Origin of the sequence: Pandoraea pnomenusa (genome assembly GCF_000767615.3) — a bacterium.
GTDB lineage: Bacteria > Pseudomonadota > Gammaproteobacteria > Burkholderiales > Burkholderiaceae > Pandoraea > Pandoraea pnomenusa.
On the sequence record NZ_CP009553.3, the window covers coordinates 5,133,656 to 5,154,505 of the forward strand.

At 66.7% G+C, this 20,850-nt stretch carries 20 protein-coding genes; 3 read left to right on the plus strand and 17 right to left on the minus strand.

What is annotated here, in order from left to right:
- Positions 1-67: 67 nt before the first annotated feature.
- From LV28_RS47090 to LV28_RS47165, 15 genes are all read right to left on the minus strand, one after another.
- Positions 68-1,453: an MFS transporter gene (locus LV28_RS47090; protein WP_023598046.1), complete on the minus strand. Its 1,386-nt coding sequence runs from the start codon at positions 1,451-1,453 to the stop codon at positions 68-70.
- A 304-nt stretch (positions 1,454-1,757) separates the two neighbouring features.
- Complete coding sequence (locus LV28_RS47100) at positions 1,758-2,804, minus strand: porin (RefSeq protein WP_174234938.1); 1,047 nt, start codon at positions 2,802-2,804, stop codon at positions 1,758-1,760.
- Between the two features lie 266 nt (positions 2,805-3,070).
- Positions 3,071-3,571, minus strand: a complete 501-nt coding sequence (locus LV28_RS47105) for a nuclear transport factor 2 family protein (protein ID WP_023598049.1) — start codon at positions 3,569-3,571, stop codon at positions 3,071-3,073.
- Entirely contained in the window at positions 3,568-4,302 is a 735-nt protein-coding gene (locus LV28_RS47110; protein ID WP_023598050.1) for an alpha/beta fold hydrolase, read from the minus strand. Before LV28_RS47110 ends, LV28_RS47105 begins: the two co-directional genes overlap by 4 nt.
- Complete coding sequence (locus LV28_RS47115; RefSeq protein ID WP_038619472.1) at positions 4,299-5,417, minus strand: 4-oxalomesaconate tautomerase; 1,119 nt, start codon at positions 5,415-5,417, stop codon at positions 4,299-4,301. Before LV28_RS47115 ends, LV28_RS47110 begins: the two co-directional genes overlap by 4 nt.
- Before the next feature lie 19 nt (positions 5,418-5,436).
- Positions 5,437-6,141 carry a 4-carboxy-4-hydroxy-2-oxoadipate aldolase/oxaloacetate decarboxylase gene (locus tag LV28_RS47120; RefSeq protein WP_023598052.1) on the minus strand — a complete coding sequence of 235 codons (705 nt, stop codon included), beginning with the start codon at positions 6,139-6,141 and terminating at the stop codon, positions 5,437-5,439.
- A 38-nt stretch (positions 6,142-6,179) separates the two neighbouring features.
- Positions 6,180-6,935, minus strand: coding sequence for a PIG-L deacetylase family protein (locus LV28_RS47125; RefSeq protein WP_023598053.1), 756 nt, complete (start codon positions 6,933-6,935; stop codon positions 6,180-6,182).
- 118 nt (positions 6,936-7,053) lie between these two features.
- Positions 7,054-7,782 (minus strand): ABC transporter ATP-binding protein, encoded by a 729-nt coding sequence (locus LV28_RS47130; protein WP_023598054.1) that lies wholly within the window; start codon positions 7,780-7,782, stop codon positions 7,054-7,056.
- A complete protein-coding gene (locus LV28_RS47135; RefSeq protein WP_023598055.1) occupies positions 7,775-8,527 on the minus strand; it encodes an ABC transporter ATP-binding protein in 753 nt (250 codons plus the stop codon). The genes LV28_RS47130 and LV28_RS47135 overlap by 8 nt, the downstream gene beginning before the upstream one ends.
- Positions 8,524-9,600, minus strand: coding sequence for a branched-chain amino acid ABC transporter permease (locus tag LV28_RS47140; protein WP_223272064.1), 1,077 nt, complete (start codon positions 9,598-9,600; stop codon positions 8,524-8,526). The genes LV28_RS47135 and LV28_RS47140 overlap by 4 nt, the downstream gene beginning before the upstream one ends.
- 21 nt (positions 9,601-9,621) lie before the next feature.
- Positions 9,622-10,494 carry a branched-chain amino acid ABC transporter permease gene (locus LV28_RS47145; RefSeq protein ID WP_023598057.1) on the minus strand — a complete coding sequence of 291 codons (873 nt, stop codon included), beginning with the start codon at positions 10,492-10,494 and terminating at the stop codon, positions 9,622-9,624.
- Positions 10,495-10,537: 43 nt separating this feature from the next.
- A complete protein-coding gene (locus tag LV28_RS47150) occupies positions 10,538-11,734 on the minus strand; it encodes an ABC transporter substrate-binding protein (RefSeq protein ID WP_023598058.1) in 1,197 nt (398 codons plus the stop codon).
- A gap of 423 nt (positions 11,735-12,157) precedes the next feature.
- Entirely contained in the window at positions 12,158-13,498 is a 1,341-nt protein-coding gene (locus tag LV28_RS47155; protein WP_023598059.1) for a LysR family transcriptional regulator, read from the minus strand.
- Between the two features lie 33 nt (positions 13,499-13,531).
- Positions 13,532-13,891 (minus strand): protocatechuate 3,4-dioxygenase subunit alpha, encoded by a 360-nt coding sequence (locus tag LV28_RS47160; protein ID WP_023598060.1) that lies wholly within the window; start codon positions 13,889-13,891, stop codon positions 13,532-13,534.
- A complete protein-coding gene (locus tag LV28_RS47165; RefSeq protein ID WP_023598061.1) occupies positions 13,888-14,730 on the minus strand; it encodes a gallate dioxygenase in 843 nt (280 codons plus the stop codon). The genes LV28_RS47160 and LV28_RS47165 overlap by 4 nt, the downstream gene beginning before the upstream one ends.
- A 213-nt stretch (positions 14,731-14,943) precedes the next feature.
- Between LV28_RS47165 and LV28_RS47170 the strand changes: the two genes are divergently transcribed.
- The 3 genes from LV28_RS47170 (at position 14,944) to LV28_RS47180 (ending at position 17,699) form a co-directional block, all read left to right on the plus strand.
- Positions 14,944-15,612, plus strand: coding sequence for a GntR family transcriptional regulator (locus tag LV28_RS47170; RefSeq protein WP_023598062.1), 669 nt, complete (start codon positions 14,944-14,946; stop codon positions 15,610-15,612).
- An 87-nt stretch (positions 15,613-15,699) separates the two neighbouring features.
- On the plus strand, positions 15,700-16,752 hold the full coding sequence (locus LV28_RS47175) for an aromatic ring-hydroxylating dioxygenase subunit alpha (RefSeq protein ID WP_025249995.1): 1,053 nt from the start codon (positions 15,700-15,702) through the stop codon (positions 16,750-16,752).
- Positions 16,749-17,699: a PDR/VanB family oxidoreductase gene (locus LV28_RS47180; RefSeq protein WP_025249996.1), complete on the plus strand. Its 951-nt coding sequence runs from the start codon at positions 16,749-16,751 to the stop codon at positions 17,697-17,699. Before LV28_RS47175 ends, LV28_RS47180 begins: the two co-directional genes overlap by 4 nt.
- Before the next feature lie 156 nt (positions 17,700-17,855).
- Here LV28_RS47180 and LV28_RS47185 read toward each other — a convergent pair whose 3' ends face one another.
- Together LV28_RS47185 and LV28_RS47190 are read right to left on the minus strand one after the other, a co-directional pair.
- Positions 17,856-19,232, minus strand: coding sequence for an MFS transporter (locus tag LV28_RS47185; protein WP_028731266.1), 1,377 nt, complete (start codon positions 19,230-19,232; stop codon positions 17,856-17,858).
- Between the two features lie 94 nt (positions 19,233-19,326).
- The gene (locus LV28_RS47190) at positions 19,327-20,796 is read right to left on the minus strand and encodes an aldehyde dehydrogenase (RefSeq protein WP_038619469.1); all 1,470 of its coding nucleotides are present in this window, start codon (positions 20,794-20,796) and stop codon (positions 19,327-19,329) included.
- Positions 20,797-20,850 lie beyond the last annotated feature (54 nt).

Genomic DNA, 20,850 nt, shown 5'->3' on the forward strand with positions numbered 1-20,850 from the left:
AGCGCGCGATGCCCGCTTTGACAAATCCGCCCGCGCAGCCTGGCAACGATCGCGCGGCGCGCCGCGCTTACGCCCCGGCGGGCTTCACGCGCGTGCGCACCAGACTCACGACCCCGCCCAGTATCGCGAGTGCGGTGGCGGCGACCATGGCCGCACGCGCGCCGTCGTCACCGTACGCATCGAAGAGCAGCGCCACGACGGCGGCGCCCAGCGTCATGCCGACGGTGCGCGCGATCGTCATCAGCCCACTCGCCGCCCCGCTGCGCTCACGCGGTGCGCCCATCATGATGATGCGGTTGTTGGGTGTCTGAAAGAAGCCGAAGCCCACACCGCACAGCGCCATGCGCAAGGCGATGTCCCAATCGCCGGCGCGCGGCGGCAGCCACGCGAGCGAGGCCAGCCCCAGTGCGAAGACGCCGAGGCCGAGCGCGCTCAGGCGAGCGCTGTCGAAGCGGTCCGACAGACGCCCGGCAAGCGGCGCAACGAAAACGATGACCAGTGGCCATGGCGTGATGAGCAGACCGGTCACGGCCTCGCTGCGCGCGAGTGTGTGCTGCAACAGGAACGGCATGCCGACATACGACAGCGTCTGCGACATGTAGCAGGCCACCGACGTGAGCGACGACAGCGCCAGCACCGGCACGCGCATGAGGTCGAGTGGCAGCAGCGGTGTTTCGCGCCTGCGCTGATGACGCACGAGCATCACGGCCACGACGATCCCCAACACGATCTGCAACGTCGCCATACCGCGGCGTCCCGTCTCGCCGAGATGCCCCACACCGATGATGACGAGCGCGAGCGCCGCCGCATTGAGCAGGGCGCCGGGCACGTCGATGCGTCGCGCGGCGCCCGGCGTGCGCGGCAGGCACCGGAACGACGCCGCGAAAGCCACCGCACCGATCGGCAGATTGATGGCGAACAGCCACCGCCAGTCGCCCAACGAGAGAATCGCAGCCGCGACACTGGGCCCCGCGGCGGTGGACAGCGCGACCGTGAGCGCGAGCAGGGAGATGGCGCGTCCGCCCAGATTCGGCGGGAACACCATACGCAACAACGCGGGCACGATCGTCGACATGCACGCCCCGCACAGTCCCTGCGCAACGCGCGCGACGACGAGCCAGGCGAGACTGGGCGCGAGCGCGCAGCCCGCCGAGGCCAGCGTGAAGCCCGCCACGCCGAAGAGAAACACACGCCGGTAGCCGAGCTTCTCGCCGAGCGCGGCCAGCGGCAGCACGGCCATGGCGAAGATCAGCTGATAGGCGTTGACGACCCAGACCGTCGAGGCCGGATCGGATGCCAGATCGTGCGCGATGGTCGGCAGCGCCACGTTGGCGATCGAGGCATCGAGATTGCCCAGAAAGGTGCCCAGCAGGATGGACGGCACGGCGATGCGCCGCGCGTTCGCGCTCAGTCCGTCGGCGAGCGGTGTGCCAGGGGGCGTGGGTCGGGTCATACGGGATACGGGGTGAAACGCACGGGAGAAAAAATGCGGCCCGGGAACACAGTCGCCGTTGCCCAGGCCGGGCAGGAAAATCGCACGCAATGGCGCAGCTCGGGGAATGTTCGGCTGCACACGGTCATGCCGCACGACGTCTGCCGGATCACTCTTTCGTTGTGCGCGACACCGCCACCACGTCGCATGCCGCGCAACTGGGAGTGACGCAGCACCGCGTCACGTGCGACTCGCCCCCCCGGACGTGCCGCACGCGCTTGACGCACGCGATGCCGCGATTTCCGACGCTACTGGCAACGCCCGATCAGAACGTGTGCTGAATGCCCAGCATCGTACCGAACTGGTTGCCGCCCGTCACGACCGAGCCGCCCGCCGCGATTGCCACCGCGCCGTTCTGGCTGTTCGCCACCCAGCCGGCCATGCCATACAGCGACGTGCGTTTCGACAGCGAGTACGTGGCGCGGCCGATGAGCATCGTGGCGTTGGCCTTGCTCTTGAGCTGATAGCGAATGGCCTGTGCGTCGAACGTCCAGGTGATCGTCGGCATGTAGGTCACGCCGAGGAAGTAGATGTCCGAGCGCAGCGATGCCGCGTCGGCGCTCACGTTGCGGTGAATCCAGCCGCCGCCCACGCGTCCCGTCGACCACTTGTAGTAGGCATTGATGACCGAGTGCGAGTCCGTGTAGTTCGAGCTGGTCAGCGGCGCCGCGGCGCCCGTGTTGCCGCGCATCTGGTCGTACGACGCCGAAATGCCGAAGTTCTGGTAGTCGTAGCCGAGCAGGCCGGTGAACTGCTTGCACGCCTGGTAGTTGCCGGCAACGTTACCCGCGCAATTCGTGGCCGACGGCCCGCCCGCGCTCGACCCGTCGCGCCCGAAGCTGTAGGTCGCACCGACGGTCACGCCATCGAACTTGCCCATGTAGCCCACCGCGCTGTCGCTGCGGGCATTGGCGATGTACGGATCGATACTCGCGAGCGAGAAGATCGACGGCCCGATCACATCGGCATTGCCCGTGACGTAGAACGTCATGTTGTTCTGACGGCCAATGAGGAACGTACCCCATGAACCCGACAGACCGACGTTGGCCTGACGGCCGAACAGGCGTCCACCGTAGTTCAGGTTGCCGGTACCCGGCTGGAAGCCGTTCTCCAACGTGAAGACGGCCTTCAGACCGCCGCCCAGATCTTCCACGCCCTTCAGGCCGAAGCGCGACGGCACCTTGCCGGTGAGGGTCGGCTCGCCGATGAAGCTGCCGCCATTGGCGGCGTTGTTGTAATAGGCAACGCCGGTATCGACGATTCCGTACAGCGTCACGTTGCTTTGCGCCTGCGCCAGGCCTGCACCCAGCATCAGGCCTGCGGCCAATGCATGTTTCACTTTCACTTCTGTCCCCTTGTTTTTGAAATACACAGCTACGAGGGTCGCCCCTCAACTACAACCTCCGAACTGGCGCGAAGCCGGTCCAGCCTTTTGTGGAACGGCACTGCGGCCGTCTCGGGTACTGCCCTTCTCAACTGCCTTCCTGCGCTGCCGGGCAACCGGTGCCGCCTCCTGGATGCACCATTCGGCACCGGTACCCGCCGTTTTTCGGCGCGACGTGAGTTGCTGTTTTTTCCTCACGCCTCGCGTACGAAAGTGAAACGTGCTTCGCGCCGGGCGATGCGCCAGCCTTGCGCGGTGCGCACGAACGTATCGTCGAACTCGCCCATCACCTGGCGGCCATGCACCGCACGGCCGAACGGTCCCGGCGCATCCTGCGCCGAGGCGCTCCACAGCAGCACCATGCTGCTGCCGCGCGCCTGCGTCGGCGAAGTGACGTCGATCAGGACATTGCCTACGAGATGCCGTGTGATCCGGTCGGCCGGACGCGCCGCATACGCCTCGGCGATTGCCGCAGGCCCCACGAGGGTGTCGCCGCCCGGGCGCACGAGCACGCCCTGCTCGGCGAACAGGGCCCCGAGCCCCTTCGGGTCGCGATGGTCATTGCACGCGGCGAAACGCATCACGAGGTCGTGACAGGCCTGCTTCGCAAGGCACAGCTCGAGACCATCGAGGCCATCGGGGCCGTCGAGCGCGTTGGCCGATTGAGAGGCGAGGTTCGAAACGCTTTCGGTCATAGGGCGCGCGCCTCCGCCTGCGAGAGCCATGCGCGCATCGCGCCGGCGACATCCTCCGGCCGCTCCATCGGACTCATGTGCCCGCTGTGCTCGACCACGCACAACACCGCGCCGGGAATGGCGCCGGCCATGGTTGCGTGGCGGGCCAGCGGGCTCCATGTGTCCTGACGCCCGCACAACACGAGCGTGGGACACCGCACATCGGCAAGCAGCGATGTCGCGTCCGGGCGCCCGAGCAGCGCGCGAATCTGCGCCGCGAACTGATCCGGATGGCTGCGCTCGATCATGTCGAGAATCGCGGCGAACAACGGTGTGCCGATCTGGTCCGGGTGCACCATGCCGGTCGCCCACACCTGCCCCATCGCGCGCATGCCTTGCTCACGCGCGCGCGCGAGCAAGGTGCCGCGGCCGGCCCGCTCCTTCTCGCCGGCCTCGCCCTCGGGCAGGGCCTGATAGCCGGTGTCGAGCAACGCGAGATGCGTTACGCGATGCGGGGCGCGGCGCACGACTTCGAGCGCCACGCGTCCGCCCATGGAGTGACCCGCCAGCGCGAATTGCGGCTCGGCCGTGCTCGCCAGCACGTGATCGGCCATCGCCGCGATGGTGTCGAGCATGCCCCACGCGGGAACGCGGCAATCGTATTGCGGCAGCAGTGCCGCGGTCGCGGCCCACGCCACCTGGTCGCAGAGCAAGCCGGGAAGCATGAGCAGCGGGGGACGTTCGTTGCTCATGACTTCCCTCCTTGCGCCCAGACGTGAAACGGTATGCACACCTCGCCGTCGAAGAGCCAGCGCGCCGTGCGCAGCAGTCCGGCGCCGGCAACCTCGGGCGCGCCATCGGCGTCGCGGTCGAGCGCCAGACGGACCGTGAACTCGCCAGTCGGATGTTCGATGGCGAGCAACGGCGCGTCGCCCTCGGGCACCACCGCCATGTCGTGGCAGACGGTGCCCGGCAGCGCGGCGGCCGTCGCCACGCTTACGGCCGCGAGCACGCCGATGGACGTGTGACAGCGATGCGGAATGAAACAGCGTGTCGCGAGCGCGCCACCGGCTTGCGGCGGCGCCACGAGACACATTTTCGGCACCGTGCGCGAGCGCACGTCGCCCAGGTTCATGCGCGGCCCGAGCGCGAGACGAATGGCCTCGATACGCTCGCGCAGCGTCTGGAAATCGGCCCCCGACTCCAGCGCCTCACACGGCTCGGCACCGGTCGCGCCCAGGTCCGCCGCGCGCATGAGCACCAGCGGCATGCCGTTGTCGATGCAGGTCACCGCGACGCCCTCGACCGTGTCCTGACGCGCGCCGGTCGGAAACAGTGCACCGCACGACGAGCCCGCGGTGTCACGGAACATCAGCGGAATCGGCGCGGACGTGCCCGGCACGCCATCGATGGCCACGTCGCCCTCGTACTTCACCACGCCGTCCGGGGTCTGGACCGTGGCGACCGCCACCTGCCCGGTATTGACCATGTGAATGCCGACCTCCGTCACGTCTCCACCGACGGCCACGAGCCCGCGCTCGATCGCGAACGGCCCCACGCCGGCGAGGATGTTGCCGCAGTTTTGTCCGTAGTCGACCCGCGCTTCGTCGACCACGACCTGCGCGAACAGATAATCGACGTCGGCATCGGACCGCGTCGCATGCGAGACGATGGCCACCTTGCTCGTGAGCGAGTGCGCGCCGCCCATACCGTCGATCTGGCGTGCGTCGGGCGAGCCCATCGCCGCGAGCAGCACAGCGTCGCGCGCGGCGGGATCCGCGGGCAGATCCTCGGCGAGGAAGTACAGCCCCTTCGAGGTACCGCCGCGCATGACGGCTGCACGAATGCGCGTCTGGGAATGCTTCATGTCGGCCAAGTCGCGCCCCTCACTCGCCTTGCAGCTCGTCGAGTGAGTCGACATAGCGCAGGCCCTTTGCCGCGAGACGCTCACGCATCTTGTAATAGTCGAGTCCGAGCGTGCCGCCGGCGAGCACGCCGCGCTTGTAGGCTTCGTCAGCGCCGCGCGCCTCGGCCGCCCTGGCCACCGCCCGCGCGGTGGCGAACGGCACCACCACCACGCCGTCGTCGTCGGCCACGATCACGTCGCCGGGGTTCACGATCTGGTTCGCGCACACGACCGGCACATTCACCGAGCCGAGCGTCTCCTTGACCGTGCCCTGCGAGGAGACGGCTTTCGACCACACGGGAAACTGCATCTCGGTCAGCGTGCCGATATCGCGACAGCCGGCATCGATGATCAGCCCGGCCACGCCGCGCGCCTTCATCGACGTGGCGAGCAGATCGCCGAAGTAGCCGTCGTCGCACGGCGACGTCACGCCCACCACCACGATGTCTCCCGGTCGGGCCTGTTCCACCGCCACGTGGAGCATCCAGTTGTCGGACGGCGGCGCGAGCACGGTCACGGCACTGCCGGCGACCGACGCGCCGCGATAGATCGGACGCAGGTAGGTGGCCATGAGACCAAGACGGCTTTGCGCCTCGTGCACCGTGGCGCTGCCCGCATTGCGAAGCGTGTCGAGCGTTGCGGCATCGACACGGGGAATCTGACGAACGACGACGCCGCGAATCATGACGGTTGCCCCGTGAATGGTGAGAATGGCTTCATGTATCAGGAGAGTTGCTCGGTCACGACCGGCGTAAGACGCATGAGTCCTTCCGCGTACTTGATGTCGCGCGCGGCCGTGATGCCGATGTTGCGTTTGGCCTGCACGCCGCGCTGCAATGCCACGCGCGTGTAGTAGTCCCACAGATGCTCCTGGCCGGCCATGCATTCGATGGCCGCGCGCTTCTTGTCCCACACCGGCGTGATGTCCACGAACGTGTTCGGAATCCACTCGCACTGTTCGGTCTGGTGCGGCTCGAATGCGAGCACGGCCGGCGCACCGATGATCTTCTGCCCCGGGTTGTGCCCTTCGGCCTGCGCGATCACGCGCGCCTCCTGCGTGACGTGCATCGCCAGCGGGTGATCGAAGTTGTACGGGTCCTTCTCGGAGTGGCTCAGCACAAAGGACGGCTGCACTTCGCGATAGATGTCGACGAGCCGGAACAACGTTTCGTCGGACACGCGCATCGGATAGTCGCCGATATCGAGGAACTCGATCTCCGCGCCGAGAATGTCGGCCGCGCGCTGCGCTTCTTCGCGACGCGCCGCCTTGACCTTCGCCTCGGTCATCTCGGCGCCTTTGCGCCAGAGCTTGGCCGATTCGCCGCGCTCGCCAAACGACAGGCAGACGATCTTCATGCGATAGCCCTGCGCGACGTGCGCGGCGATCGTGCCGGCCGCGCGCCAGACGAAGTCCGCCGAGTGGGCGCTGACCACCAGGCCTGCCAGCCCCTGGGCTTGGGTGTTCTGTGATGTGCTCATGTGTTTGACGCCTTTGTCTCTTTGCTTGCTGCGTGTATCGCGGTATCGCGGTATCGCCGCATTACCGAATTACCGAATTGCCGCCGCGCCGATACATGCCGCGCGGCGCATCGTGCGATCAGACGCTCTCCAGTCCCACCAGCGCGCCGAGCAGTTCCGGCGCGGCCGCGAGTTCGCTGCTGCGCCCGGACCAGACTTCGCGGCCGCGGTCCAGCACCAACGCCCGATCGGTGAGTTCCAGCCCGAGCTCCGCGTGCTGCTCCACGAGCACCACGCCCATGCCGCCGTCGGCGCGCAGCTTCCAGAACGCATCGACCAACTGGTCGACGATCACCGGCGCGAGGCCTTCGAACGGTTCGTCGAACAGGATCACGCGCGGGTTGCCGATCAACGCCCGGCCGATCGCGAGCATCTGTTGCTCACCGCCCGAGAGCTGATTGCCCAGATTGCGGCGACGCTCGTGCAAACGCGGGAACAGGTCGTACACACGCTCGAGCGACCAGTCGGACGTCGCGCGCGTGTCGCCGCCCATGGCCGACACTTGCAGGTTCTCCTCGACAGAGAGCGACTTGAAGATCTCGCGCTCCTGAGGCACCAGCGCGAGCCCGGCCCGGGCGCGCCTGTAGGCGGGCCACGAGGAAATGTCGTCGCCGCGATAGCGCACCACGCCGCCGTGGCGCGTCGTCAGTCCGAGCAGGCTGAGGAGCAGCGTGCTCTTGCCCACGCCGTTGCGCCCGAGAATAGCCACGGCCTCACCCGCCGCCACGCGCAGGCTCAGGTCTTCGAGCACGATGGTTTCGCCGTAACCGGCGCTCAGCCCGCCGGCTTCGAGCAGCATGTCAGTCATGATGGCGACGCCCCAGATAGATATCGCGCACGCGCGGATCGCTGCGCACTTCGTCTTTTTCGCCTTCCATGAGCACCGCGCCTTCGACGAGCACGGTGATGCGTCGCGCGAAGCGGAAGACCAGATCCATGTCGTGCTCGATGACCATCACCGCCACGTCCGACGGCAGGCGTTCGAGCAGCTCGAACAATTTGCGACCCTGCCCCGACGGCACGCCGGCCACCGGTTCATCAAGCAACAACACCTTCGGGTCCAGGGCGAGACCCAGAGCGATCTCGACCTGGCGACGCTGCCCGTAAGCCAGTTCGCTGATGCGCTTGCCGGCCAGATCGAGCATGCCGAGATCGCGCAGGCGTTCGGCCGCTTCGTCGACGACCGCCGAACGGCTCGCGAGCGGCCTGCCGATGCGCCCGTCAAGCCCGCGACGCGAGGACAGCGCAAGCGCCACGTTCTCGGCCACGGTGAGCGAGTCGAACAGCGTGTTGAGCTGGAACGTGCGGGCCAGGCCGAGCTTCACGCGCTTGTGCGAAGGCATCGACGTCACGTCCGTGCCGCCCACGCGCACCACGCCGGCATTCGGTCTGAGCACCCCCGTGAGCAGGTTCATCAAGGTGCTTTTGCCCGCCCCGTTCGGGCCGATGAGCGCGTGTCGCGCGCCGACCGGGAGCGACAGGTTGACGTTGCGGGTCACGTCCAGCTGACCGAAGCGCTTGGACAATCCCTGAATTTCGAGTGCGGCGCTCATGGCGTCACCTCCCCTTCCTTCGACGTCGCGGACGCGCCCTGGATGCCGCTTGCGTGAGACGCGTCGGGCGTGACCGTCGTGCGGCGGCGCAAGCGCGCCGTCAGGCGGTCCACCAGACCGATGAGGCCGTCGGGAGCGAAGCGCACGACGACGATCAGCAGCACGCCAAGCGCGGCCAGCCAGTTCGTGGGATCGATGGCCGCGATGCGGTCGGACAGCACCATGAACACGACTGCGCCGAGCACGGCGCCGTAGAGGCGCCCGGTGCCGCCGAGTGCGAGCATCACGAGCACGTTGGCCGAGAGCGTGAACGACAGCGTGTCGAGCGCCACGATATTGTTGACCTGCGCGGAGAGCGCGCCAGCCACGCCGGCCAACGCGGCGGCCAGCGTGTACAGCATCAGGCGGCGCAGTCCCACGCGCACGCCGAGCAGCGACATGCGCATCGCGTTCTCGCGAATGCCCTGCACCGTCAGGCCGAACGGGGAATTCACCAGAAACTGCGTGAACAGGTAGACCACCAGCAACACCGCCAGCGTGTACAGATACGCGGTGTGACCGTAGATGTCGAACTCGAAGCGACCGAGCAGGGGCGCGATGGTGTAACCGGTCAGGCCGTCGTCGCCCATCGTGATCGACTTCGCGACGTTGCCCGCTTCATACAGGAGCGTGGCGCAGACGAGCGTGAGCATGATCTGCGTGAGGCCGCTCACGCGCAGCACGACAACGCCCGTGACGAGCCCCACCAGCGCGGCGACCACGGCGCCGGCGATCAGCCCGAGCAACGGGTCGGGCGACACGTGCAGCGCGAACAGACCGGCCGCGTAGGCGCCGCTGCCGAAGAACGCCGCATGTCCCAGCGTCTCGATGCCGCCGTAGCCCTGCACAAGATCGAGCGAGAGCGCGAAGATGATCATGATCAGCACGCTCGTGGCGAGCGCGAGATACAGATCGGCGAAGAAATAAGTGGCAATCGCGGCGAGCAGCAGCACGGCGTCGAGCGGGCCGAGCCGCTTTCGGCGCAGTGCCGGCGAGACCTGCGCGGCGCCGGCCGGCATTTGGGAAGGCATCATCCGGGACATCGTTACCTCCGCTCAGGCGCGGCCGACCAACCCTTGCGGGCGGATCAGCAGGATGGCCAGCACGGCCAGGTAGATCATGAAGGCGCCGAGCGCCGGCACGTAGTAACGGCCGAGCGTGTCGATCAGGCCAAGCAGCAGACCGGCGTAGAGCGAACCGCGCAGGCTGCCCAATCCGCCCGCGGCCACCACGATCAGCACCAGCACCAGGTACTTCAGGCCGTAGTACGGTTCGAGCGGCAGGATCTGGCTGGAGAGAGCGCCGCCAAGGCCCGACAGGCCACACCCGATGGCGAACGTGATCGAGAACACGACCGGCACGTCGATGCCGACGCAACGCGCCATGCGCGGATTGTCGACGGCGGCGCGCAACTTCGCGCCGAACGACGTGCGCTCGAGTCCCCACCAGATGCCCAGTGCGACCACGGCACTGCACACCAGCGCGAAGATGCGGTACACCGAGACCGAGAACGCGCCGAAGTCCCACGTGCCGCGCAGGCCCTGCGGCACCGGAATCGATTGCAGCTCGGTGCCCGCGAGGTGTTTGGCGATCGCGCAGATGATGAACGCGAGCCCGATCGTCATGAGCAACTGCCCCAGGCCATTGGCCGTGTAGACCCAGCGATACAGCGTGCGCTCGAGCACCGCGCCGAGCACCATCGTGCCGGCCACGCCCACGAGCAGGGCGACGAAGAAGTCGAGCCCGGCGCGCTGCATGGCCCATAGGGTGAAATAACCGCCGATCATCGCGAAAGCGGAATGTGCGAGGTTGACCACGCGCATCACGCCGAGCGTGACCGTGAGGCCCACGGAGATGAGGAACAGCAGCATCCCGTAGGCCACACCGTCGATCGACAACGACAGGAAAGTGGCAAGCGATTGCGTCATGAGGAATTACCGGAACCGAACGAACTGAACGACGTCGCCTGACTTACTTGGCAGCTACCTGGGGGTGGCTCACATGCCACGGCTCGACCACCGCCTTGAACGTTTCGATAGGCTTGTTGCCGAGCTTGCCGTCGATGGTCTCCACGCGGCGGATGTACACGTTCTGCACGATTTCACGCGTCTTCGGATCGATCGACACCGGGCCGCGCGGGCTGGTCCAGGCGAAGCCCTTCACTGCGGCGATCGCCTTGTCGGCGTCCTTCTTGCCCTTGGTCGCCTTGATCATCTGCGCGATGAGCGTCATCGAGTCATAAGCCGACACGGATGCGATCGAGGGCAGCGCGCCCGGGCCGTATTTGGCCTTGTAGGCCTTCACGAACGCCGTGTTCTCCGGCGTCGTCAGGAACGGCGAGTAGTGCAGCGCGGTGATGGTCCCGAGCGCGCTGTCGCCGATGGCGGGCAGATCGGACTCCATCGTCTCGGTCGTGGCGAACAACTGGATGCCGGCCTTGTCGAGCTCGCGCTCCTTGAAGGCCTTCACGAAACCGGCCGACATCGGGCCCACCGGCATGAACAGGAAAACGGCGTCCGGCTTGGCGTCCTTCACGCGCTGCAGGTAGCTCGAGAAATCGGTCGTCCCCAGCGGCACCTTCACTTCGGTGGCGATCTTGCCGCCGGCCTTCTTGAACGTCTCGCTGTAGGCGTCGATGGCGTCGTAACCCGTGGCGAAGTCGGCCACCACGATGGCGGCATTCTTCACGCCCTTGCTCGCGGCGTACTCGACGAGCGGCACGCTCACCGTCCACTGCGTGAAGCCAGTGCGCACGAAATACGGCGACTTCAGCGTCACGCTCGACGTACCGGAGTTGCCGATGACCAGCGGCGTCTTGGTCTGGTTGACCACGTCGGCCATGGCCAGCACGTTCGGCGTGAACGAGCCGCCGAACAGGTATTGCACCTGGTCGCGCACCACGAGTTCCTGCGCGAGCTGACGCGTACGCTGCGGATTCACGCCGCCTTCGTCACGCTCGAGGATCACGATCGTGTCGTTGCCGACCTTGCTCTTGTTCTGTTCGAGCCACAGATTCACGCCACGGCGATATTCCGTGCCCCACCACGACGCCGAGCCCGAGAACAGGCCCAGCATGCCGACTTTGATGTCTTCCGCGTGGGCCGAAACAGCGGTGAATTGGCAAACACTCGCCATTGCCACAGCGAGCCAAAGATGGCGCTTCATCATGGTGTCGTCTCCTCGTCGGCGTCGGGCGCCGCTCCGTTTTTTGATGTGGCGCGCCGGGGGTTGGCGCGCCTTTTCAAGGTATCCGGAACAGCTTAGGCAACCGAAATGGCGACGTCGAATGAAACTCCCGCGTCGAGCGTTGCGTTTTTCGTATATCCCCGAGCTTTCCCCTACGTAATGTGACCTTTTGTTCGGATCGAATTTCGCGCAGCGGGACGCGACACGTTCCGACGGTGGAACGCCCGCCGTGCAAGGCGCGGCGAGGCGTCGTCGATCCGGGGGACGAGTGGAAAAAGTCGCACGCGTGCCCATACGGGGACACATGCAACTCATGGTGAATCCGGCGATTTTCGCCGCGCTGGCGCACGCCGCGACAAGCGGCGCGCGCACGCATGGCCGCCGTGACGTGGCGACGCCTTCGAATCAGGTGGGATGCTGCATCGTCGGCGCAAGCGCGCGCAGTTCGTCGAGCAGTTGTTCGGCAGCCGGCGAGAGCAACCCGTCGCGCCGTGTCGCCACACCGATGGCGCGGCTGGCGTGTTGCAACGCCACCGGCACCACCGAGAGTTCCCCCGTGCGCAGCTCGGACGTGATCTGCACGGGAGAGAGCAGCGCCAGTCGATCGCTCGCCGCGAGCAGTCCGCGAACCACCGGCGAACTGCTCGCATGGACCTGCGTCTTCGGCAACGGCAGGTCCGCCGCGTGGAACACACGCTCGAACACGCCGCGCGCCGGCGTACACGGCAGCGGACTCACCCAGCCGTACTCGGCCAGTTCGGCCAGCGTCGGCGCAGCGCCGGTGGCAAGACACGGGTGGCCGGCGCGGGCGACGACCGACAGATGGTCCTCGAACAGCGCTTCCTGACGAATGTCCGGCGGCACGTCGCTGGCGCGCAATGCGCCGACGATCATGTCGACGTCCGCCTGGCGCAGTTGGCGAACCAGCGCTTCATACGTGCCATCGACGACCGTCACGCTCAGATACGGCGACTTGTGAAGGAGGCTGTCGATTGCCTTGGGCAGCAGAAAGCCGCTCGAGAGCGGCAGCGCGGCCACGATCACGGTCCCCTGCTGACGACCGCCAAAGGGCGCCAGTTCGTCTTCCGCAATCGCGAGTTCGGCCAGCGCGCGCTTGACCGGTCCGAGCAGGGCCTGCGCCTCGTCGGTCAGACGCGTGCCGCGCGGCGTGCGGCGGAACAACTTGATGCCGATGAGATCTTCGAGCTGATCGAGATTGCGCTGGATGGTCGGCTGCGAACATTGCAGCCGGCTGGCCGCGAGCGGCCCGCTGCCGAGTTCGGCGACCGCGATGAAGCTGGTGAGCTGCTGCGGCGCGACGACCGCCGCGAAGCGGCTCGCCGCGCGGGCCCCGCCGTCGGCCTGCGAGGCCGTGGCCGCGAAGGCTTCGCGGTAGCCGTTGGCCAACTCGGCGAGCGCGCGCGTGGCGCGAACCCCGAGGCGCTGCCCGGCCGCATTCGGAATCAGGCCACGGCCGCTGCGATGAAACAGCGGGAAGCCCAGTTCCGCCTCGATGTCGGAGATCGAGCGCGCGACGGCCGACTGCGAGAGATGCAGCACGCGCGCGGCGCGCGCGACCGAATCGCACTCGAGCACGGCCACCATGGCGCGCAGGCCGCGCAGCTTGCGACACAGCAGTGTCGCCTCGCTGCTCTGCGGCGCACGGCTCCAGGTGCCACGCTCGTGACAGGCCAGCGGCGACCCGGCCGGCACATTGGACAGACTGATGACGGTGTCGACGGACATGCGCAGTGCCTTGTGACGCGAGGAAATGTCGGCTCAGCGCATGGTCGGCACGCGACGCGTGGCCATGAACTCGTCGAGCGTCTCACCCCGCATGAGGGCATACACTTCGAGGTTGGTCCTGCGCACCACGCGCGCGAATTTCTCCAGCACGAAGAAGTTCACGCCATGCCGCACGAGCCCCAGCCAGTCCTGTGCCTGCACCATCGTCTGTTCCTCGGGTGTGAGCCCGGCGGCCGTCATCGCGGCGACCGGGTCGCTCAGGTACGTGTCGCGATGCTCGGCGCGGATCATGTGCCAGAAGAACCGATTGAGCTTGAGCGTGCGGTTGCTCACGCGCAGGTCGAACGCATACGTGCCGGTGATCGCCTCGATCCCTTCGAGTTGGGGATTCATGCGGCCTCCTCTTCGTAAAGCGCCACGGTCATGGCGGTGGTCGTCGCCAGGTAGTAGTTCAGATGAAGGCGCTTGATGCGCGGCCCCATCGCGCCACGCATCGACAGCCACATGATCTGCTCCACGCTTTCCGCGCCGCCACGCTCCACGTAGTCGACGTGCTTGAGTTCGGTCAGCCTCTCCGGCTGGTGCTCCAGCAGCTCCAGGAATTCGCGATCCCACGCCTCGTCGTTGTAGCCCGTGCGCTCGCCGTGAATCTGGTGAGACAACCCGCCGGTGCCGACGACCACCACACGCAGGTCTTCCGGATACGACTCGATCGCGCGGCGCACCGCCTGACCGAGCCGATAGCAGCGACGGCCCGTGGGCAGCGGATACTGCAACACGTTGATGGCAATCGGCACGACCGTGCCCGGCCAGTCCGGCTTGTGCGGCCAGAGCAGCGGCAGCGGCGACGCACAGCCATGATCGATCGGCTTGTCCTGGAACACCGTGATGTCGAATTCGTCGTTCACGAGCGACTCGGCAATATGCGCCTGCAAGGCCACATCGCCGCGAATCGGCGGCAGCGGACGCAAACCGGCCCCCTCGTCGGCGATCGGGAACGACTCGCCCACGCCAAGCGCGAACGTCGGGTACATGTCGAAGAAGAAGGTGGTGGCGTGATCGTTGTAGAAGAACACCAGCACGTCGGCCTGCTTCTCGGCCAGCCACTTCGCCACCGGCTCGTAACCCCGGAACAGCGGCGCCCACGCGGGGTCCTGCTGCTTGCCCTTGTCGTACGCCACACCGATGGTCGGCACGTGCGACGTCCCGATCCCGCCAATGATCTTTGCCACGCTTTCGTCTCCGTCTTGTGTCTTGTATTGCGCGGGCGGCGAATGACGGCCCCCGCATTTATGCAGCGCCGAGTCTATACGGGATCCCATATCTGCATAAACAAGGGTATGTACTGATGCGATTCGTCATTATGGGATCCCATAATGAAAAAAAGCCGGATCGGACGGTATCCCGTGTGTCCGGCAGGCATTCCAGAAAACGAAAGGAGACGCATGCTGCATCCCACGCCGACCACGGTTCAATTGCGCGAGATGATCCTCAAGGGCGAACTGGCCCCGGGCGAGCGTCTGGCCGAGGCCAAGCTCGCGGAGCAGCTCGGCGTGTCGCGCATGCCGATTCGCCAGGCGTTGCCGGTGCTCGCGGAAGAAGGTCTGGTGGTGCGCGCCGGACAGCGCGGATACGCGGTGCGCGCGCATACGCGCGACGAGAGCGTCGAGGCGCTGCATCTGCGTGGCGCGCTCGAAGGCTACGCCGCCCGCTTGCTCGCCGAAAAGGGCGCGAGCGCGGAACTGCTCGCGCAATTGCGCGAGCTGCTTGCCGAGGGCGACGCCCTGCTTGCCGAGCACACCATGACCCCGGAAGTGCAGATCGGTTACGCATCGCTCAATGCGCGCTTTCACGATCTGCTCGTCACGGGCGCACGCAATCCGCTGCTCGAGGGCTTCATCGCGCGCTGCAACCTGGTGCCGTTCGTCGCGCCGCGTACGGTCGCGTTCGGTCACGAGGACCGACGCCAGTACGCCGACATCATCGCGTACGCGCACCGTCAGCATCACGCGATCGTCGAAGCCATTGCCGCGCGCCAGCCCGATCGCGCCGAATTCATGTGTCGCGAGCACATCGTCACACAGGAGCACAGCATGGGGGCGCACGTGCTCTGACTCGCGCCCGGCCCCGATATCCCCCACTTCACCCCCAATCGAAACGAGAGCGCGCCGGACGAAGGCACGCCTAGGAGACAAACGAACATGTTCCTCAAAAACACCTGGTACGTCGCCTGCACGCCGGACGAATTCGCCGAAAAGCCGCTGGGCCGCAAGATCTGCAACGAAGCGATGGTGTTCTTTCGCGACGGCAACGGCAAGGTCGCGGCGCTCGAGGACTTTTGTCCGCATCGCGGCGCCGCGCTGTCGCTGGGCTTCGTGAAGGACGGTCATCTGGTGTGCGGCTATCACGGCCTGACGGTCGATGGCGGCGGCAAGTGCACGAAGATGGTCGGTCAGCGCGTGGGGGGCTTCCCGAAGACGCGCTCGTACCCTTGCGTCGAGCGCTATGGCTTCGTGTGGGTCTGGCCGGGCGACGAAGCGCTCGCCAATGCCGACGAGATCCCGCACCTGGAATGGGCCGTGAGCGACCAGTGGGCGTATGGCGGCGGTCTGTATCACATCAAGTGCGACTACCGCCTGATGATCGACAACCTGATGGACCTTACCCACGAGACCTACGTGCACGCCACGAGCATCGGTCAGGAAGAGATCGAGGAAGCGCCCCCCAAGACCACCGTCGAAGGCGACATGGTCATCACGGCGCGCCATATGGAGAACATCAAGGCGCCGCCGTTCTGGGCAAGTGCATTGCGCGCAAACGGCCTCGACGATCAAATGCCATGCGACCGCTGGCAGATCTGCCGCTTCACGCCGCCGAGCCACGTGATGATCGAAGTCGGGGTCGCGCACGCGGGGCATGGCGGCTACCACGCCCCGGCCAACAAGAAGGCGGGCAGCATCGTGGTCGATTTCATCACGCCCGAGACCGACGAATCGATCTGGTACTTCTGGGGCATGGCGCGCAACTTCAAGCCGCAGGACGCCGAACTGACCGCGCAGATCAAGCGCGGCCAGGGCGGCATCTTCGCCGAAGACCAGGAAGTGCTCGAAGCCCAGCAACGCAATCTCTCGGCGTATCCGGAGAAGAAGATTCTCAAGCTCAACATCGACGCCGGCGGCGTGCAGTCGCGCAAGGTGCTCGACCGCCTGATCGAGGCCGAACGCGCCGGGCGTGGCGTGGAGAACGCGGCATGAAAGTCCGGCTGGCGAACAAACGCGATGTCGCCACCGACATCTGCGAATTCGAACTGGCGAGTGTCGACGGCAGCGCGCTGCCGGCCTTTACCGCCGGCGCGCACATCGACGTGCACGTGGCCAATGGTCTGGTGCGTCAGTACTCGCTGTGCAACCCGCCCGGCGAGACGCATCGCTATTGCGTGGGGGTGTTGCGCGATCCGGCGTCGCGCGGCGGCTCCGTCGGCATGCATGCGCTCGCGCCCGGCGCCGAGCTGGAAATCAGCGCACCGCGCAATCACTTCCCGCTCGCCGACGACGCTCAGCACAGCATTCTGCTCGCCGGGGGCATCGGTGTGACGCCGATCCTGTGCATGGCCGAATCGCTCGCGGCGCGCAACGCTTCGTTCGAAGTGCACTACTGCACGCGCGAACCGGCGCGCACGGCGTTTCGCGATCGCTTCTCCCGCGAAGGGCTCGCGTCGAGAACGCATTTCTACTTCGACAGCGAAGGCGCGCGCGCCGATCTGGATGCGATCCTCGCTCAGCCGTCGGGTGGCAAGCATCTCTACGTGTGCGGGCCGGCCGGGTTCATCGAAGCCGTGCTCGCGCGCGCCGAAGCCAAACAGTGGCCCGAGGGCAATGTGCATCGCGAATACTTCGCCGCGCCGGTGCAGGCCGATGCCAATGGCGAGGGCGACCGGCCCTTCCAGGTAAAGCTGCATTCGAGCGGTCGGGTGATCGACGTGAAGGCGGGCGAAACCATCGTCGCCGCCCTCGCGGCACAAGGCGTGGAAGTGCAGATGTCGTGCGAGCAAGGCGTGTGCGGCACCTGCCTGACCCGCGTGATCGATGGCATTCCCGATCATCGCGACGTCTACCTGACCGACGAAGAGCGCGCCGCCAACGATCAGATGCTGCCGTGCTGCTCGCGCAGCAAGTCGGCCATGCTGGTGCTCGATCTGTGACGCCACCGCAGGGCGTGCCGGAGTGACCGGCACACCGAACCCTCGGAGCTCGCCATGAAAAAGCCCCGCTCGCATCGCGAAGCGGGGCTTTTTTTGCGGGCATCGACCGCGGTGCAACGGGGTCGATGCCCGCTCGGATCGCATCTGCCGCGTCGGTTACAGCGCTCTGTGCCGCGTCTCGCGTACCAGCAGCGTCGAGATCAGCGCCATCGCGGCGAGCACCAGGAAGTAGGCGATGACGGGCCAGATGTGACCGTGACTCCATGCGAGCAGGCTCGCCGCGATCATCGGCGCGAGACCGCCGCCGAGCACGGTGCCGATCTGCTTGCCCAGCGACACGCCCGAGAAGCGCACACGCGTGTCGAAGAGTTCGGAGAAGAAACTGCCCTCGGGGCCGAACATCATCGGGTGAATCACCCCCGCACCGATCACGATGGCGAGCATGACCAGTGCAGCCTCCTTGCTGCCCATCATCAGGAAGAACGGGTAAATGAAGATCGCCGTGGCCGCCAGCCCCATCAGGAACATCGGACGACGCCCGAGCTTGTCGGAGAGCATGCCGAACGCCGGAATGGTGAGCATGGCGAGGATGTTCGCGTAAAGCACGCCGTCGGCCATGACGCTGCGCGGCAGGCCGAGCGTCTTGGTGCCGTACGAGAGCGAGAAGATCGCCACCAGATAAAAGAAGCTCGTCTCGGCCAGACAGATGAAAAACGTGACGAGCGTCGGGCGCCAGTATTGCGTGATGACTTCCGCCACCGGCACCTTCGCGATGTCGCGATGCTGCTCGGCCGCCTTGAAGCTCGGCGATTCCTCCACCTTGAGACGCACATATGTGCCGAGTGCCACGAGCAACAGGCTCACGAGGAACGGCAGGCGCCAGCCCCACGCGAGCAGGTCGTCTTCCGGCAGGCGTGTGATCAGCACGATGGCAAGCGACGCGCCGACGATCGACGTCGGCCCCGCCGCCTGAATCAGACCACCGAAGAGGCCGCGCAGATGCGCGGGAGCGCCCTCGACGGTCATCAGCAGGCCGCCGACCGACTCACCACCCAGCGCGAAGCCCTGAATGAAACGCAACGTGACAAGCATGACCGGCGCCCACATGCCGACCTTGTCGTAGGTCGGCAGCAGGCCGATCAGGGTCGTGGCCACGCCCATCAGGATGAGCGTGAACAGCAGGATCGACTTGCGCCCGATGCGGTCGCCATAGTGACCGAAGACGATGCCGCCAATGGGCCGTGCGATGAAGCCGACGGCGAAGGTGGCGAACACCGCGATCATGCCCGCCATCGGATCGAGCTGCGGAAAGAACAGCCGGTCGAACACGATGGGCGCAAGAAATCCGTAGACGAAGAAGTCGTACCACTCGATGGCGGTGCCAAAACAACTGGCCGCCACCACGCGGCCGTAGCCAGGCGCCGCCGCACGGGCCGCGGCCGGCACGTCGTTGCGATGCCCGTCGCCGGTATTGCCGGCATGACCCGATGCTGCACCCGCCCCCACAGGAGCGGTTTCGAACTGTTGTGACACGATTGTCTCCTCCGGCCGTCTGTTCCGGTGTCCCGGCTGCGGCGGTATGGTGGTATTGCGTTACGTCATGGCGTCCGAGCCGCGCTAAGCTGGCTCAGAACGGGTAATGACGCGGGGTGGTCTGCACCGTCATCCAGCGCAGGTCGGTGAACTCGTGAACGCCGGCCTTGCCGCCGAAGCGCCCCCAGCCGCTCGACTTCACGCCACCGAACGGCATCTGCGCTTCGTCATGCACCGTCGGGCCATTGATGTGGCAGATGCCCGATTCGATGCGTTTGGCCACGCCCATCGCGCGCGCGATGTCGCGACTGAACACGGCCGACGACAGACCGTAAGCGTTGTCGTTGGCACAGCCGACCGCCGCGTCGTCGTCTTTCACGCGCACGATGCCCTTGACCGGACCGAACGACTCTTCGCGGTAAATCAGCATGTCCGGCGTGACGTGGTCGAGCAGCGTCGCGGGCATGAGCGTGGACTCGGCACGGCCGCCGCACAGCAGCGTCGCGCCCTTGGCCAGCGCATCGTCGATCAGCGCGTTGCAGCGTTGCACGGTCGCCATGTCGATCACGGCGCCGAGCACGACCGGCCCCTGGCGCGGGTCTCCCAGCGGCAGCGCGCTGGCCCTCGCGGCAAGCTTCGCGACAAAGGCGTCGGCAACGGATTCCGCCACCACGATGCGCTCCGTGGACATGCAGATCTGGCCGGAGTTGGCAAAGGCGCCGAATGTCACGCCGTCGACCGCATCGTCGAGATCGGCGTCGTCGAGCACGAGGCACGGCGCCTTGCCGCCAAGCTCCAGCACCGCGGGCTTGAGATGCTCGGCGCACAGCCCGGCGATGATGCGTCCCACGCGTGTGGAACCCGTGAAGTTCACGCGGCGTACGGCGGGCTCCGCGATCAGCGCTTCGACGATGGCGCCGGCGTCCTTCGGCGCATTGGTGATGAAATTCACGACGCCGTCCGGCAGCCCCGCTTCGTGGAGCGCATCGGCGATGAGTCCATGCGTGGCCGGGCACAGCTCCGAGCCCTTGAATACGACCGTATTGCCGCACGCAAGCGGCAGGGCGAGAGCGCGCACCCCAAGAATGACCGGCGCGTTCCACGGCGCGATGCCCAGCACCACGCCCGCCGCCTGACGCACGCCCATCGCCAGGCTGCCCGGCACGTCCGACGGGATGATTTCGCCTGCGATCTGCGTGGTCATCGCGGCCGCTTCGCGCAGCCCCTGCGCGGCCAGATGCACGTTGAAGCCGGCCCACAGTCCGGACGCCCCCGTCTCCGCGGCCATGGTCGCCTGAAATTGCTCGATCTTCGCTTCGAGCCTCTCGGCGGCCTTCGTCAACAACGCCCGGCGCTCTCCCGGGCCGGTGTTCGACCATGCCGGAAATGCGGCCCATGCGGCGCGCACGGCGGCGCGGGCGTCGTCGGGCGTGGCGGCAGGCGCGCGCGACGCGATTTCACCGTCGAGAGGATTGCGCCGCTCGAACGTGGCACCGTCAGCTGCGCTCACGCGCTTGCCCGCGATCAGCAGGGTGAGGGCTTGGGGGTCTTGCTGCGATTGCATCGGTTTTCGTCTCCTTGCTCGGTTGTTGGGCGCGCACCGCACGCCGTGGCATCG

Excerpts from the sequence above, each read along its gene's own strand:
- LV28_RS47100 (WP_174234938.1), bottom strand. The coding sequence starts at position 2,804 with ATGCTGGGTGCAGGCCTGGCGCAGGCGCAAAGCAACGTGACGCTGTAC.
- LV28_RS47115 (WP_038619472.1), bottom strand. The coding sequence starts at position 5,417 with ATGAAGCATTCCCAGACGCGCATTCGTGCAGCCGTCATGCGCGGCGGT.
- LV28_RS47155 (WP_023598059.1), bottom strand. The coding sequence starts at position 13,498 with ATGTCCGTCGACACCGTCATCAGTCTGTCCAATGTGCCGGCCGGGTCG.
- LV28_RS47175 (WP_025249995.1), top strand. The coding sequence starts at position 15,700 with ATGTTCCTCAAAAACACCTGGTACGTCGCCTGCACGCCGGACGAATTC.
- LV28_RS47190 (WP_038619469.1), bottom strand. The coding sequence starts at position 20,796 with ATGCAATCGCAGCAAGACCCCCAAGCCCTCACCCTGCTGATCGCGGGC.
- LV28_RS47150 (WP_023598058.1), bottom strand. The coding sequence starts at position 11,734 with ATGATGAAGCGCCATCTTTGGCTCGCTGTGGCAATGGCGAGTGTTTGC.
- LV28_RS47160 (WP_023598060.1), bottom strand. The coding sequence starts at position 13,891 with ATGAATCCCCAACTCGAAGGGATCGAGGCGATCACCGGCACGTATGCG.
- LV28_RS47145 (WP_023598057.1), bottom strand. The coding sequence starts at position 10,494 with ATGACGCAATCGCTTGCCACTTTCCTGTCGTTGTCGATCGACGGTGTG.
- LV28_RS47170 (WP_023598062.1), top strand. The coding sequence starts at position 14,944 with ATGCTGCATCCCACGCCGACCACGGTTCAATTGCGCGAGATGATCCTC.
- LV28_RS47130 (WP_023598054.1), bottom strand. The coding sequence starts at position 7,782 with ATGACTGACATGCTGCTCGAAGCCGGCGGGCTGAGCGCCGGTTACGGC.
- LV28_RS47090 (WP_023598046.1), bottom strand. The coding sequence starts at position 1,453 with ATGACCCGACCCACGCCCCCTGGCACACCGCTCGCCGACGGACTGAGC.
- LV28_RS47120 (WP_023598052.1), bottom strand. The coding sequence starts at position 6,141 with ATGATTCGCGGCGTCGTCGTTCGTCAGATTCCCCGTGTCGATGCCGCA.
- LV28_RS47140 (WP_223272064.1), bottom strand. The coding sequence starts at position 9,600 with ATGATGCCTTCCCAAATGCCGGCCGGCGCCGCGCAGGTCTCGCCGGCA.
- LV28_RS47135 (WP_023598055.1), bottom strand. The coding sequence starts at position 8,527 with ATGAGCGCCGCACTCGAAATTCAGGGATTGTCCAAGCGCTTCGGTCAG.
- LV28_RS47125 (WP_023598053.1), bottom strand. The coding sequence starts at position 6,935 with ATGAGCACATCACAGAACACCCAAGCCCAGGGGCTGGCAGGCCTGGTG.
- LV28_RS47110 (WP_023598050.1), bottom strand. The coding sequence starts at position 4,302 with ATGAGCAACGAACGTCCCCCGCTGCTCATGCTTCCCGGCTTGCTCTGC.
- LV28_RS47180 (WP_025249996.1), top strand. The coding sequence starts at position 16,749 with ATGAAAGTCCGGCTGGCGAACAAACGCGATGTCGCCACCGACATCTGC.
- LV28_RS47105 (WP_023598049.1), bottom strand. The coding sequence starts at position 3,571 with ATGACCGAAAGCGTTTCGAACCTCGCCTCTCAATCGGCCAACGCGCTC.